Genomic DNA, 12932 nt, shown 5'->3' on the forward strand with positions numbered 1-12932 from the left:
CTGCTGCTGCCGGTGGTCCCGTTGTGGGTCTCGCGCGGCGGCGCGGGCGAGTTCGGTGCGGGACTGAGCACCGGGGTGCTGATGGCGGTGACGGTGGCCGTCCAGCTCGGGGTGCCGGCGTTGCTGCGCCGGGTCGGGCACCGGGCCGTCCTGTGCTCCGGGATGGTGCTGCTCGGGGCGCCCGCACCACTGCTGGCGCTGTCCGCGGACCTCGGCCCGGTGCTGGCCGTCGCGGTGCTGCGCGGCGTCGGGTTCGGGCTGCTCACGGTGGCCGGCAGCGCGCTGGTCGCCGAGCTCGTCGACCCGGCCGAGCACGGCCGCGCCTCGGCCTGGTTCGGCTACGCGGTGGGCGTGCCGCAGCTGCTGTTCCTGCCGGCCGGGGTGGCCGTGGCCGACGTGCTCGGCTTCACCGGGGTGTTCGTCGCGGCCGGGGCCGGCCCGGTGCTGGCCGCGGTGGTCGTGCTGTTCCTGCGCGGGCCGGGGACCGGCCGGGCGCCCGCCCGGGTCGCCGGCGCCGGTCGGCCGGGCCCGCGTGCGGATGCCGCCGGGCCCGCGGGAGCCCGCCCCGGCCGCGCCGTGCGTGCGGCGCCGGTGCTGGCCATGCTCGCCTGCTCCACCGCGCAGGGCGGGATCATCACGTTCGCCCCGCTGCTGGCCTCGAGGGCGACGGTCGCGATCCCGCTGGCCCTGTTCCTCACCGCGCTCGGCTCGCTGGTCGGCCGCGGGGTCGCCGGGGAGATCACCGACCGGCGCGGGCGGGCCGGCGCGCTGCTGCCGGTCGGGACGGTGCTCGCCGCGGCCGGGATGGTGCTGGTCGTGCTCTCCGGTGGCGGGAGCGTGCTGCTCGTGGCCGGGGCGACCGTCGTCGGGGCCGGGTTCGGTCTGGTGCAGAACGACGCCATGGTCGCGTTGTTCGCCGCGGCCGGCCCGCAGCGCTACGGCACCGCCAGCGCCGCGTGGAACGTCGCCTACGACGCCGGCACCGGGCTCGGGGCGAGCGGCCTCGGCGCGGTGGCCGAGCCGTTCGGTTTCGCCGCCGCGTTCGGCGTGTCCGCGCTGTTCCTGCTCGTCCTGACGCCGGCGGTACGGCCCGGGCGGCGCCGCCGGGGCTGAGCGCGCTCCACCGCCGCTGCACGAGCGGAGCTCTGGTCCACCTGGGGTGCACGAGCGGAGCGCTCGTCCAACCCGGACATGTTTCGGTGACGGGACGCGTCGGGCCCGGTACCGCGGGTGCGGTACCGGGCCCGACGCGTGCGGGGCGGGGCTACCCGCCGTTCGCGATCCACTCCTCGAGGTGCGGGGACTCGTCGCCGATCTTCGTCGAGTCACCGTGCCCGGTGCGCACCTGCGTGTCGCCGGGCAGCGTGAACAGCGTCGTGCGGATCGACTCGATGATCGTGTCGAACGACGAGTACGAACGCCCGGTCGCGCCGGGGCCGCCCTGGAACAGGGTGTCGCCGGTGAACACGATCCCGAGCTCCGGCGCGTACAGGCAGGAGGAGCCGGGCGAGTGGCCCGGGGTCTGCAGCACACGCAGGTCGACCCCGCCCGCGCTCAGCACGTCGCCGTCGTGCAGCTCGCCGTCCGGCTGACGGTCCGGCCAGGTCATGTCCCAGAGGACCTTCTCGGCCGGGTTCAGCCAGATCGGCGCGGAGAACCGGTCGGCCAGCTCCGGTGCCTGGTTGATGTGGTCGTCGTGCGCGTGCGTGCAGACGATCGCCTTCACCCGGCGCTCGCCCACGGCCTTCGCGATCGCGTCCGCGTCGTGCGCGGCGTCGATCACGAAGACCTCGGTGTCGTTGCCGACGATCCAGACGTTGTTGTCGACGTCGAAGCTGCCGCCGTCGAGGTTGAACGTCCCGGACGTGGTCACGTGGTCGATCGGGCCGGCCATCAGAAGATCACCACCGAACGCAGGACCTCGCCCTTGTGCATCTTCTCGAAGGCCTGGTCGACGCCGTCCAGGGCGATCTCCTCGGTGACGAACTTGTCCAGCGGGAACTTGCCCTGCAGGTACAGGTCGACGTACATCGGGAAGTCGCGGCTGGGCAGGCAGTCGCCGTACCACGCCGACTTCAGCGCGCCGCCGCGTCCGAAGAAGTCGATCAGGGGGATCTCCGGGACCATCATGTCCGGGAAGGGCACGCCGACCAGGACGACGGTGCCGGCCAGGTCGCGGGCGTAGAAGGCCTGCTTGTAGGTCTCCGGGCGCCCCACCGCCTCGATGACGACGTCCGCGCCGTTGCCGTCGGTGTAGGAGCGGATCGTCTCGACCGGGTCCTCCTCCTTGGCGTTGATCGTGTGGGTGGCGCCGAAGCCCCGGGCCCACTCCAGCTTCCGCGGGTCGGTGTCCACCGCGATGATCGTGGTGGCTCCGGCCAGCGCCGCACCGGCGATGGCCGCGTCACCGACGCCGCCGCAGCCGATCACCGCGATCGAGTCGCCGCGCCCGATGCCGCCGGTGTTCACCGCCGCGCCCAGCCCGGCCATCACGCCGCAGCCGAGCAGGCCCGCGACCTTGGCCGGGGCCTCCGGGTTGACCTTGGTGCACTGGCCGGCGGCGACCAGCGTCTTCTCGACGAACGCGCCGATGCCCAGCGCGGGGGAGAGCGCGGTGCCGTCCTCGAGGGTCATCGACTGCTTCGCGTTGTGGGTGTCGAAGCAGTACTGCGGCTTGCCCTTCTTGCAGGCCCGGCAGACGCCGCAGACGGCCCGCCAGTTGAGCACGACGTAGTCGCCGGGCTCCAGGTCGACGACGCCGTCGCCGATCGACTCGACGATCCCGGCCGCCTCGTGCCCGAGCAGGAACGGGAACTCGTCGTTGATCCCTCCCTCCCGGTAGGACAGATCCGTGTGACAGACCCCGCAGGCCTGGATCTTCACCACCGCCTCGCCGGGGCCGGGGTCCGGGACCACGATCGTCTCGACCGTGACCGGTGCGCCCTTCGACCTCGCGACGACGCCGCGTACGTGCTGTGCCATGTCCTCTTGCTCCGCTCGTCGGTGACCGGGGATCTGTAAGCCTATGGCGACTGTGACATGTGTTGTCCGCGGTGTCAGGCCGGGTACGGCCGTACCCGGTCGAGCGTCGCAGAATAAGTCGCCGACCGGTCCGCGCCGGTGCCCGGGCGGCGGGCCGGGCACTACGGTGACGCGCATGATCCATCGTGAGGACCACGGCGACGTGGCGGTACTGCGCATCGAGCACGGCCCGGTCGGGGCGATGGACGTGGAGCTCTGCACCGAGCTCGCGCAGGTGCTGCGCGAGCTGGTCGCGGACCCCGCGCGCGCCGTGGTGCTCACCGGGACCGGACGGTCGTTCTCGGCCGGTGTGGACCTGCGCCGGATCGTCGACGGCGGCGGTGACTACGTCCAGGAGTTCCTGCCCGCGCTCACCGAGCTGTTCGCGGCCGCGTTCGCGCTGGGCAAGCCGGTCGTCGCGGCCGTCAACGGGCACGCCGTCGCCGGGGGCTGTGTACTGGCCGCCGCCGCGGACGTCGTGCTGATGGCCGACGGGAAGGCCGGGATCGGGCTGCCGGAGCTGAAGGTCGGTGTCCCCTTCCCGCGGATCGCGCTGGAGGTCGTGCGGCACCGGATGGGTGAGGTCGCGGCCCGCCGCATGATCGTCGGGGCGCGGACCCTGTCCCCGGAGGACGCGGTCGCGGTCGGGCTGGTGGACCACGTCGTCGCCGCGGACGAGCTGGCGGACCGCGCGGTGACGGCAGCCGCCGACCTGGCCGCGCTCACGCCGTCGGACACGTTCGCGGCGACCAAGGCGGCGCTACGGCGGGAGGCGCACGAGCGCGCCGAGCGCTACGCCGACGACGACGCCACCACGACCCTGCTGTGGGTCCGGCACGCAGGCGACGGCACGATCGGCGCGTTCGTCGAGGCGATGTCGCGGCGCTGAAGCGCGGCACGGCACGCCGGGGGCGCCGATCGGTACGGTGCGGGCCATGACGACGCCGTCGGAACCGTTGCCCCCGATGGGAGTCGCGCTCGGCGCGGTGGCCGGCGCGGGACGGCCCGGGCACTCCCGGATCGCCGCGCCGCTTCCCGGCGGTGCGCTGCTCGACGTGGGCTCGCTGGCGACCGCGCAACGCGGGCCGCACCCGGACCTGCTCACCGCCCCGAACCTGGACGCCCTGCTCGCCGCCGGGCGCCCGGCGTGGCGCGAGGTGTGGCAGTGGCTGGCCGGATGGCTGGCCGACCCGGAGCGGCTCGCGCCCTACCGGCTCCCGGCGCAGGGCCTGGCGCCGGTGCTGCCGTTCGCCGTCGCCGACTACGTGGACTTCTACGCGTGCGAGCAGCACGCGCGCAACGCCGGGCTGATCTTCCGCCCGGACTCCGAGCCGCTCGCCCCGAACTGGAAGCACCTGCCGGTCGGCTACCACGGCCGGGCCGGGACGGTGCGGGTCAGTGGCACCCCGGTCGTGCGCCCGTGCGGTCAGCGCGGCCCCGGCGACCACGGCCCGACCCGCACCCTGGACGTCGAGGCGGAGCTGGGGTTCGTCCTCGGCGACCCGGCCCCGGGCCCGGTCGGGATGGACACCGCACTGGACCACGTGTTCGGCGTGGTACTGCTCAACGACTGGTCGGCCCGCGACATCCAGGGCTGGGAGACCCGCCCGCTCGGCCCGCACCTGGGCAAGTCGTTCGCCACGTCGATCTCGGCCTGGGTGACCCCGCTCGACGAGCTGACCGGGGCCTGGACGGACCCGCCTGCCCGCGACCCGGAGCCGCTCGGGTACCTGACCGGCGACGCCGACCGGGGCCTGGACCTGGAGCTGGGCGTACACCTGGCCGGCGACCGGGTCTCCACCCCGCCGGCGCGCGACCTGTACTGGACCGCGGCCCAGCTCGTCACGCACCTGACGTCGAACGGGGCCGGGCTGCGCGCCGGGGACCTGCTCGGCTCCGGCACGGTCTCCGGCCCGCGCCGGGAGCAGCGGGGCTCGCTGCTGGAGCTGTCCTGGGGCGGGGCCGAGCCGATCGTGCTCTCCGGCGGCGCCACCCGGACCTACGCCGAGGACGGCGACGAGGTCGTGCTCACCGCGACCGCGCCGCGCGCCGACGGCACCCGGTTCTCCCTCGGCGAGGTCCGGGGGAGGGTGGCGCCGGCCCGCGTCTGACGAGGGCTACTCCTTGAACGGCAGGAGCGGCCTCGGCTCGCCCAGCGCGTTCGCGATGATCGACGGGATCTCCTGCTTGCCGGAGCCGTCGACGGCGATGACGACGTAGACGGTGCGCGCGTCGCAGGTGACCTCGCGGCCGTCCTCGCCCGCCACCCGGACCTGGAAGTCCAGGGCGAAGCTGGTGCGTCCGATCTTGGCCGTCGACACCGCGACGACCGTGTCGTCGCCCCAACCGACCCCGCCCCGCCAGTCGAGCTCGGAGTGCACGAGCTGCACGTCGTAGCCGGCGTCGAGCATGGTCCTGTAGGAGAGCTCGCGGTGCTCCAGGAACTCGGTCATCGCCTCGTCGAACCAGGCCAGATACCAGGCGTTGAACACGACGCCCTGTGCGTCGACCTCGTGGTAGCGCACGCGGACCGGGAACTCGAACGCGCCGTCGGCGGAGGGCTGGGCCATCGGCCGAGAATAGGGCGAACGCCGCCCCGGTGTGCGGCGGAACGCCCGCGTCACGACTCCGTGTCGCCGCGGTTGCCGACCCGGTCGCGGATGCTGCGGTTGACCGCCCGCCCGAACGCGGTGACCACGCCGTGCACGGTGACCGGCTTGAGCCGGGCCATCACGGCGGCGAGGTCGCGGCGTTCCTTCGCCGGGCGTCCGCGGTCGCGGTAGGGCTGCAGCACCTCGTCCTGGAACAGGGTCATCAGGTCCTCGGCCATCGCCGTGGTGTGCCGCTCGATGATCTCGTGCGCGCGGCGCCACAGCTCCGGCGACAACCCGGAGTCGAGCGTGTCCAGCCCGCTGGCCAGCGCGGTCGGGCCGTGCAGCCGGTAGCGGTCGCCGTCGAGCGCGGTCAGGGCGCCGAGCGCCTCCAGGGCCCGGACGCCGTCGTCGTCGAGGGTCCGGCCGGCGCGGCGGTGCAGACCGGCGCGGTCGACGTCGTCGGGTTCCTCGGGGGCCCACGGCGTGAGCAGGGCCAGCTGCAGGGACAGCTCCTCCGGACCCGCGTCGTGCGGGATCCGCTCCAGCTGACGTTCGATCGCGGCCAGCGTGAAGCCCAGCGCGGAGAGCTCGCCGATCAGTTCCAGGCGGGCGCGGTGGGCGGTGTCGTAGAGGCCGGTCCGGCCGCGCATCCGGGGCGCCGGGAGCAGTCCCCGGCCAGCGTAGAAGCGGATCGTGCGGACCGAGACACCGGTGCGCTCGGCGAGCTGGTCGACCGTCAGCAGGTCCTCGTCGGGGGTGGTCGGCGCGGCCATGGGCGGAAGGCTACGTCATCCGGCCGCCCATATGACAGTACCGCTGTCACATGTGATCCGGGGCCGGTCCCTTGACCTATGTGACAGTACTGCTGTTATAAAGAGGTCGAGGCGTTCCACCGGGCGCGCGAACCGGCGCGCCGAGCCCACGCCGATCCAGACGAGAGGTTCGCATGAGCGAGATCCCCGAGGCGTACATCTACGACGCGATCCGCACGCCGCGCGGCCGGGGCAAGGCCTCCGGTTCGCTGCACGAGGTCAAGCCGGTCTCCCTGGTGATCGGCCTGATCGACGAGATGCGGGCCCGTTTTCCCGAGCTCGACCCGGCGACGATCGACGACGTCGTGCTCGGCGTCGTGTCCCCGATCGGCGACCAGGGTGGTGACATCGCCAAGACCGCGGCCATCGCGGCCGGCCTGCCGGACACCGTCGCGGGCGTGCAGCTCAACCGCTTCTGCGCCTCCGGGCTGGAGGCCGTGAACACCGCCGCGCAGAAGGTCCGCTCCGGGATGGAGGAGATGGTCCTGGCCGGCGGCGTCGAGGCGATGTCGCGGGTGCCGATGGGCTCCGACGGCGGCGCCTGGGCGATGGACCCGGACACCTCCTACTCCACCGGCTTCGTGCCGCAGGGCATCGGCGCCGACCTGATCGCCACGCTGGAGGGCTTCTCCCGGTCCGACGTGGACACGTTCGCCGTCGAGTCGCAGGCGCGCGCGGCCAAGGCGTGGGCCAACGGCTACTTCGCGCGGTCGGTCGTGCCGGTCAAGGACCGCAACGGCATGACCGTGCTCGACCACGACGAGTTCATCCGCGCCGGCGCGACGCTGGAGAGCCTGTCCGGTCTCAAGCCCTCGTTCGAGATGATGGGCGAGCAGGGCGGCTTCGACGCGGTGGCCCTGCAGCAGTACCACTGGGTCGAGAAGATCGACCACGTGCACCACGCCGGCAACTCGTCGGGCATCGTCGACGGCGCGTCGCTGTGCCTGATCGGCACCGAGCGGGCCGGCAAGGCCGCCGGGATCGCCCCGCGCGGGCGGATCGTGGCCACCGCGCTCTCCGGTGCGGATCCGACGATCATGCTCACCGGCCCGGCGCCCGCGTCGAAGAAGGCGCTGGCCAAGGCCGGTCTGACGGTCGACGACATCGACCTGTTCGAGATCAACGAGGCGTTCGCCGCGGTCGCCCTGCGCTACATGCGCGACATGGGCATCTCGCACGAGAAGACGAACGTCAACGGCGGCGCGATCGCGATGGGCCACCCGCTCGGCGCGACCGGCGCGATGATCCTCGGCACCCTGCTCGACGAGCTCGAGCGCCGTGAGCTGCGCCGCGGCCTGGCCACCCTCTGCGTCGGCGGCGGCATGGGCATCGCCGCCATCGTCGAGCGCGTCTCCTGAAGACCCCGGAAGGACTGAGTAGCACAGTGAGTGAGCAGAAGGCCGTCCGCTGGGAAAAGGGAGCCGACGGCATCGCGATCGTCACCCTCGACGACCCCGGCCGCAGCGCCAACACGATGAACGACCGCTACAAGGAGGCGATGGGCGAGGTCGTCGACGCGCTCGTCGCCGCCAAGGACGACCTCTCCGGGGTCATCCTCACCTCGGCCAAGAAGACGTTCTTCGCCGGCGGCGACCTGGAGTCGCTGTCCTCGGCCAAGGCCGACGACGCGCCCGCCGTCTTCGAGAACGTCACCGAGGTCAAGGCGCAGCTGCGCAAGCTGGAGACCCTGGGCAAGCCGGTGGTCGCGGCCATGAACGGCACCGCGCTCGGTGGCGGCCTGGAGATCGGCCTGGCCTGTCACCACCGGATCGGGCTCGACGCCAAGGGCGTCATCTACGGCCTGCCCGAGGTCACCCTGGGCCTGCTGCCCGGTGGCGGCGGCGTCACCCGCATCACCCGCATGCTGGGCATCGCCAACGGCTTCATGAACGTCCTCGCGCAGGGCCAGCGGCACAAGCCGGACAAGGCACTCGAGCTCGGCATCATCGACGAGCTCGCCGCCACCCCGGAGGAGATGCTGGACAAGGCCAAGGCGTGGATCGCGGCCAATCCGGAGGCGAGCCAGCCCTGGGACCAGCCGAAGTACAAGATCCCCGGCGGCACGCCGTCGAACCCGCAGCTGGCCTCGGTCCTGCCCGCGTTCCCGGCGAACCTGCGCAAGCAGCTCAAGGGCGCGCCGATGCCGGCCCCGCGCAACATCCTGGCCGCGGCCGTCGAGGGCTCCCAGGTGGACTTCGACACCGCGCTGCGGATCGAGGGCCGCTACTTCGCCGAGCTCGTCTGCGGCCAGGTCTCGAAGAACATGACCAAGGCGTTCTTCTTCGACCTGCAGGCGATCAACGGCGGCAAGTCCCGCCCGGACGGCCACGACACGTGGGCGCCCACCAAGGTCGCGGTGCTCGGCGCCGGGATGATGGGCGCGGGCATCGCGTACGTCTGCGCGCTGTCCGGCTGGGAGGTCGTGCTCAAGGACGTCTCCCGGGAGGCCGCCGACAAGGGCAAGGCCTACTCGCAGAACCTGGTCGAGAAGGGCGTCAAGCGCGGCAAGACCACGCAGGAGAAGGGTGACGCGCTGCTCGGGCGGATCACCGCGACCGACGACTACGCCGACCTGGCCGGCTGCGACGTCGTGATCGAGGCCGTGTTCGAGTCGGTGAAGCTCAAGCAGGAGGTGTTCGCCGAGGCGGTCAAGGTCGTCAAGCCGGACGCCCTGCTCTGCTCCAACACCTCGACGCTGCCGATCACCGAGCTGGCGGCCGGGGTGGAGCGTCCGGACGACTTCATCGGCCTGCACTTCTTCTCGCCGGTGGACAAGATGCCGCTGGTCGAGATCATCCGCGGCGAGCGGACGAACGACGCGGCCCTGGCCAAGGCGTTCGACCTCACCCTGGGGATCAAGAAGACGCCGATCGTGGTCAACGACTCGCGCGGCTTCTTCACCAGCCGCGTGATCGGCACCTTCATCAACGAGGGTGTCGCCATGCTCGCCGAGGGGATCGACCCGCAGACGATCGAGCAGGCCTCCTCGCAGGCCGGTTACCCGGCCCCGGTGCTGCAGCTGATGGACGAGCTCACGCTCACGCTGCCGCGCAAGATCCGCGAGGAGACCAAGGCCGGCGTCGAGGCCGCGGGCGGCACCTGGACCCCGCACCCCTCGGACGCGGTCATCGACCGGATGGTCGACGAGTTCGACCGCAAGGGCAAGAGCACCGGCGCCGGGTTCTACTCCTACGCCGACGGCAGGCGGACGGGGCTGTGGCCGGGCCTGCGCGAGCAGTTCGGCGCGACCAACCACGACGTCGACCTGCACGAGCTCTCGGAGCGGATGCTGTTCGTGGAGTCGCTCGAGACCGTCAAGTGCGTCGACGAGGGCGTGCTGACCACGGTGCCGGACGCCAACATCGGCTCGATCTTCGGCATCGGCTTCCCGGCCTGGACCGGCGGGGTGCTGCAGTACATCGAGGGCTATCCCGGTGGCCCGGCCGGTTTCGTCGCCCGCGCCGACGAGTTCGCGAAGAAGTTCGGTGACCGCTTCGCCGTCCCGGACAGCCTGCGCACCCGGGCCGCCCAGGGCGAGTCGGCCACCGCCGCGGCCTGACGCACCTCTCGACCCGACACCCCCGCCGGAGCACGTTCCGGCGGGGGTGTCGTGCGTCGGTCGTCCGGTGCGGGTCACCGGTGCGGGTCACCGGTGGGGGTCGCCGGTGGGGGTCGTCAGTGCGGCGTCGTGGGCTGCAGGACGGCCTCGGTCAGGGCCTCCGTGCGCAGGTGGGTGCCCTCCTGATAACCGGGGTCGCGGACCATGTCGGAGAACGCGCGCCGGCTCGGGTAGGACACCAGCAGCACCGCATCCCAGTCCTGGCCCGCCTCGGCCACGACCGGTGCGCCGCCGTGGCCGAAGTAGACGATCGAGGCGCCCACCTTCTCGGCGAACGTGCGGAAATGGGCGATGTAGGAGTCGTAGCGCTCGACGCCGCCCTCGGCGAAGCGCAGCAGGTTCAGCATGACGACGGGCTGGTCCGGCGACTCGGCGAGGAACGCCTTCATGTCGGATCCGGTGGGGTTCACGGCCATGGGTGACATCCTCTCCCGGACCCGTCGCGCCCGACCTGCGGCCGGGCGAGTTCCCGATCGTGACTCATCCCGCAGAACCGGACGATCCCGGCGTCACCGGAGCTGTTTGGGCACCATGGACGGCGTGACGGAGTGGGTGTTCGCCATCGTGGACCGTCTCGGCGCCGCCGGGATCGGTTTGCTGATCTTCCTGGAGAACGTGGTCCCGCCCGTCCCGTCCGAGGTGATCCTGCCGCTGGGCGGTTTCCGGGCGCAGGTCGGCGTGATGAACCCGGTCGCGGTCTGGGGCGCGGCGACGGTCGGGGCGGTGGCCGGCGCGCTGGTGCTCTACGCGCTCGGCGCCTGGCTCGGGTACGAGCGGGTGCACCGCCTGGCCGGGCACCGCTGGTTCCTGCTGTCCAGCCAGAAGGACCTCGACCGGGGCCGCGTGCTGTTCGACCGGCACGGCAGCGTGATCGTCCTGGTCGGCCGCTGCATCCCGCTGGTGCGCAGCCTGGTCTCCATCCCGGCCGGGATCTCCGGCATGCCGCTGATGCGGTTCACCTTTCTCAGCGCCCTCGGCAGTGCCGTCTGGAACGCGCTGTTCGTCGGTCTCGGCTGGTTCCTCGGCGACCGCTGGGAGGTGATCGAGCAGTACATGGGCCCGATCAGCACCGGGGTGCTGGTCGTGGCCGTGCTCGCGGTCGGCTGGCTCGTCGTGCGCCGCCTGCGTGGCCGCGACCCGGTGACCGGCGCCTGACCCCGGCACCTGACACCGTTCCCGCCGCGGAGCGTACGACCACGATCACCGTGCGCTGACCTGCCGATCCTCCGTCCGACCAGCCGGTATCCGCGCCGCCGCGATGTGACAGCCTGATCTCTGAAAAGAGACGGCTCGGCGGGAGGAGACGCGCGGTGCGCCTCGTCGACGTCGGCAAGTCCTACCGGCCCGGGGCCCCGGTGCTCACCGGGATCGACCTGCAGCTCGAACCGGGCGTGCCGTTCGTGCTGCACGGCGCGAACGGCAGCGGCAAGTCCACCCTGCTGCGGATCGCGGCCGGGTGCGAGACGCCGACGACGGGCCGGGTCGAGAGCCGCCCGGACGTCGTGGGGTACCTGCCGGACCGCTTCCCGGCGCTGCTGCGCCTGCCGGCCCGCCGCTACCTGCGCCACCTCGCGGCGATCCGCCGGGTCCCGGCCGAGGACGCCGCACGGACGGGCGAGGCCGTGCTGACCGAGCTCGGGTTCTCCGGTGAGGACGGCGAGCCGATGGCCGCGCTGTCCAAGGGCAACGCCCAGAAGGTCGGGCTGGCGCAGGCCCTGAGCTGCGGCGCCGACCTGCTCGTGCTCGACGAGCCGTGGTCCGGCCTGGACGACGCGGCGGTCGCCGCGCTGGACGAGCGGCTCGCCGCCCTGCGCGTCCGGCTGCTGCTCACCGACCACACCGGGACGGCCGAGACGCTGCCCGGCGCGCAGGTGCGCCGGCTCGGCCCCGGAGGGCGCCTCGAGCCGGGGCCGGAACCGGCCGCCGAGCGGGAGCGGGTCCGCGTGCGCGTCGAGGTGGTCTTCCGGTCCGACCCGCGTGAGCTCCTCGACCGGCTTCCCCTCGCCCGGGTCGAGGAGATGGCGCCGGGACGGCTGGTGGTCCGGCTCCCGCCCCGGCACAGCGACGCCTGGCTGGCCGCCGCGCTGGCCGCGGGCTGCTCGGTCCGCGACGTCGTCCGGGAGCAGGTGTGACGCCGGGCCCCGGCTCCGCGCGGGCCGCGGCGGCGCTGGCCGTGGCGCGGATGCTCGGCGAGGACATCGCCCGCTCGCAGCGGTTCCTGGTCCCGGGTCTGCTGTTCGGGGTCGTGCTGGCGGTGCTGTTCGGCGGCGACCCGGGCGCGTTGCCCGAGCCGTGGGCGGCCTCGGCGTTGCTGCTCTACCCGGTCGGGGCCTGGCTCACGCACTCCGTGGCCGGCACCGAGGACGACGTCGCGCGCACGGTGACCGTGACCGCGGCCGGTGGCGGCGGGCCGGTCGTCGCGGGCGTGGCACTGGCCGGCGCGGCCGGTGTCGCGGTGCTGTCCGTGCTCGCCGTGCTGTGGGGCCTGGTCGCCGGGTTCTCCACGGCCACCCCGGGGATCCTGATCGAGGGGTTGTTCGGGCACCTGGCCTGCGGGCTGTCCGGCGTCGCGGTGGGCCTGGTCTGCGCCCGGCCGGTGATCCGCAGCCTGGGCCGGGCGTTGCTCGCCGGGCTGGCGTTCGTGGTGGTCACCGGCACCCGCTCGTGGCTGCCGCCGGTCGGGACGGCGGTCGCGGCGCTGGGCTCGGGCCGCGGCGGCGTCGGGGTGTTCGGGGACGTGCTGCTGGCGATGGCCCTGGTGGTCGGCGCGGCGGCGCTCGTGGTGCGGTGCGAGCAGGGCTGGCCGGACGAGTGGGGTGACCGGCTGGAGCCGGTCCGCCGCCGCCTGCCCCGCGCGGTGCGGGACCGGTTCTGGCCGGAGTGACG

The 12932-nt window shown here is 73.2% G+C and carries 13 protein-coding genes; 8 read left to right on the forward strand and 5 right to left on the reverse strand.

What is annotated here, in order from left to right:
- The coding region (locus tag I4I78_RS07160) for an MFS transporter (protein ID WP_218610415.1) at positions 1-1113 on the forward strand (1113 nt) is incomplete at its 5' end.
- Between the two features lie 151 nt (positions 1114-1264).
- Here the strand turns inward: I4I78_RS07160 and I4I78_RS07165 are convergent.
- Positions 1265-1894 (reverse strand): MBL fold metallo-hydrolase, encoded by a 630-nt coding sequence (locus I4I78_RS07165; protein ID WP_218610416.1) that lies wholly within the window; start codon positions 1892-1894, stop codon positions 1265-1267.
- On the reverse strand, positions 1894-2982 hold the full coding sequence (locus tag I4I78_RS07170) for an S-(hydroxymethyl)mycothiol dehydrogenase (protein ID WP_218610417.1): 1089 nt from the start codon (positions 2980-2982) through the stop codon (positions 1894-1896). Before I4I78_RS07170 ends, I4I78_RS07165 begins: the two co-directional genes overlap by 1 nt.
- Positions 2983-3157: 175 nt before the next feature.
- On the opposite strand from I4I78_RS07170, the gene I4I78_RS07175 reads away from it, so the two are divergent.
- Together I4I78_RS07175 and I4I78_RS07180 are read left to right on the forward strand one after the other, a co-directional pair.
- On the forward strand, positions 3158-3910 hold the full coding sequence (locus tag I4I78_RS07175) for an enoyl-CoA hydratase/isomerase family protein (RefSeq protein WP_218610418.1): 753 nt from the start codon (positions 3158-3160) through the stop codon (positions 3908-3910).
- 46 nt (positions 3911-3956) lie between these two features.
- Complete coding sequence (locus I4I78_RS07180; RefSeq protein ID WP_226379258.1) at positions 3957-5132, forward strand: fumarylacetoacetate hydrolase family protein; 1176 nt, start codon at positions 3957-3959, stop codon at positions 5130-5132.
- Between the two features lie 6 nt (positions 5133-5138).
- Here I4I78_RS07180 and I4I78_RS07185 read toward each other — a convergent pair whose 3' ends face one another.
- Together I4I78_RS07185 and I4I78_RS07190 are read right to left on the reverse strand one after the other, a co-directional pair.
- Positions 5139-5591 carry a thioesterase family protein gene (locus tag I4I78_RS07185; protein WP_218610419.1) on the reverse strand — a complete coding sequence of 151 codons (453 nt, stop codon included), beginning with the start codon at positions 5589-5591 and terminating at the stop codon, positions 5139-5141.
- Between the two features lie 50 nt (positions 5592-5641).
- Complete coding sequence (locus I4I78_RS07190; RefSeq protein ID WP_218610420.1) at positions 5642-6388, reverse strand: MerR family transcriptional regulator; 747 nt, start codon at positions 6386-6388, stop codon at positions 5642-5644.
- A gap of 173 nt (positions 6389-6561) precedes the next feature.
- Here I4I78_RS07190 and I4I78_RS07195 point away from each other — a divergent pair, with 173 nt between their 5' ends.
- Both I4I78_RS07195 and I4I78_RS07200 read left to right on the forward strand, forming a co-directional pair.
- Positions 6562-7785 (forward strand): acetyl-CoA C-acetyltransferase, encoded by a 1224-nt coding sequence (locus I4I78_RS07195; protein ID WP_218610421.1) that lies wholly within the window; start codon positions 6562-6564, stop codon positions 7783-7785.
- A gap of 26 nt (positions 7786-7811) precedes the next feature.
- Positions 7812-9986 (forward strand): 3-hydroxyacyl-CoA dehydrogenase NAD-binding domain-containing protein, encoded by a 2175-nt coding sequence (locus I4I78_RS07200; RefSeq protein WP_218610422.1) that lies wholly within the window; start codon positions 7812-7814, stop codon positions 9984-9986.
- A gap of 116 nt (positions 9987-10102) precedes the next feature.
- Here the strand turns inward: I4I78_RS07200 and I4I78_RS07205 are convergent, their stop codons facing one another.
- Positions 10103-10462 (reverse strand): DUF1330 domain-containing protein, encoded by a 360-nt coding sequence (locus I4I78_RS07205; RefSeq protein ID WP_218610423.1) that lies wholly within the window; start codon positions 10460-10462, stop codon positions 10103-10105.
- Positions 10463-10586: 124 nt separating this feature from the next.
- Between I4I78_RS07205 and I4I78_RS07210 the strand changes: the two genes are divergently transcribed.
- The 3 genes from I4I78_RS07210 to I4I78_RS07220 all read left to right on the forward strand — a co-directional run bounded on the left by I4I78_RS07210 (position 10587) and on the right by I4I78_RS07220 (position 12930).
- Positions 10587-11201 (forward strand): DedA family protein, encoded by a 615-nt coding sequence (locus tag I4I78_RS07210; RefSeq protein WP_308251953.1) that lies wholly within the window; start codon positions 10587-10589, stop codon positions 11199-11201.
- 155 nt (positions 11202-11356) lie between these two features.
- Complete coding sequence (locus tag I4I78_RS07215; protein ID WP_218610424.1) at positions 11357-12178, forward strand: ATP-binding cassette domain-containing protein; 822 nt, start codon at positions 11357-11359, stop codon at positions 12176-12178.
- The gene (locus tag I4I78_RS07220) at positions 12175-12930 is read left to right on the forward strand and encodes a hypothetical protein (protein WP_218610425.1); all 756 of its coding nucleotides are present in this window, start codon (positions 12175-12177) and stop codon (positions 12928-12930) included. Before I4I78_RS07215 ends, I4I78_RS07220 begins: the two co-directional genes overlap by 4 nt.
- Positions 12931-12932 lie beyond the last annotated feature (2 nt).

It is taken from the genome of Pseudonocardia sp. KRD291 (assembly GCF_019263595.1).
GTDB lineage: Bacteria > Actinomycetota > Actinomycetes > Mycobacteriales > Pseudonocardiaceae > Pseudonocardia.

What these genes read in the sequence shown, in the direction of transcription:
- I4I78_RS07185 (WP_218610419.1), bottom strand. Translation starts at nt 5,591, where the DNA reads ATGGCCCAGCCCTCCGCCGACGGCGCGTTCGAGTTCCCGGTCCGCGTG.
- I4I78_RS07195 (WP_218610421.1), top strand. Translation starts at nt 6,562, where the DNA reads ATGAGCGAGATCCCCGAGGCGTACATCTACGACGCGATCCGCACGCCG.
- I4I78_RS07170 (WP_218610417.1), bottom strand. Translation starts at nt 2,982, where the DNA reads ATGGCACAGCACGTACGCGGCGTCGTCGCGAGGTCGAAGGGCGCACCG.
- I4I78_RS07205 (WP_218610423.1), bottom strand. Translation starts at nt 10,462, where the DNA reads ATGGCCGTGAACCCCACCGGATCCGACATGAAGGCGTTCCTCGCCGAG.
- I4I78_RS07175 (WP_218610418.1), top strand. Translation starts at nt 3,158, where the DNA reads ATGATCCATCGTGAGGACCACGGCGACGTGGCGGTACTGCGCATCGAG.
- I4I78_RS07190 (WP_218610420.1), bottom strand. Translation starts at nt 6,388, where the DNA reads ATGGCCGCGCCGACCACCCCCGACGAGGACCTGCTGACGGTCGACCAG.
- I4I78_RS07180 (WP_226379258.1), top strand. Translation starts at nt 3,957, where the DNA reads ATGACGACGCCGTCGGAACCGTTGCCCCCGATGGGAGTCGCGCTCGGC.
- I4I78_RS07165 (WP_218610416.1), bottom strand. Translation starts at nt 1,894, where the DNA reads ATGGCCGGCCCGATCGACCACGTGACCACGTCCGGGACGTTCAACCTC.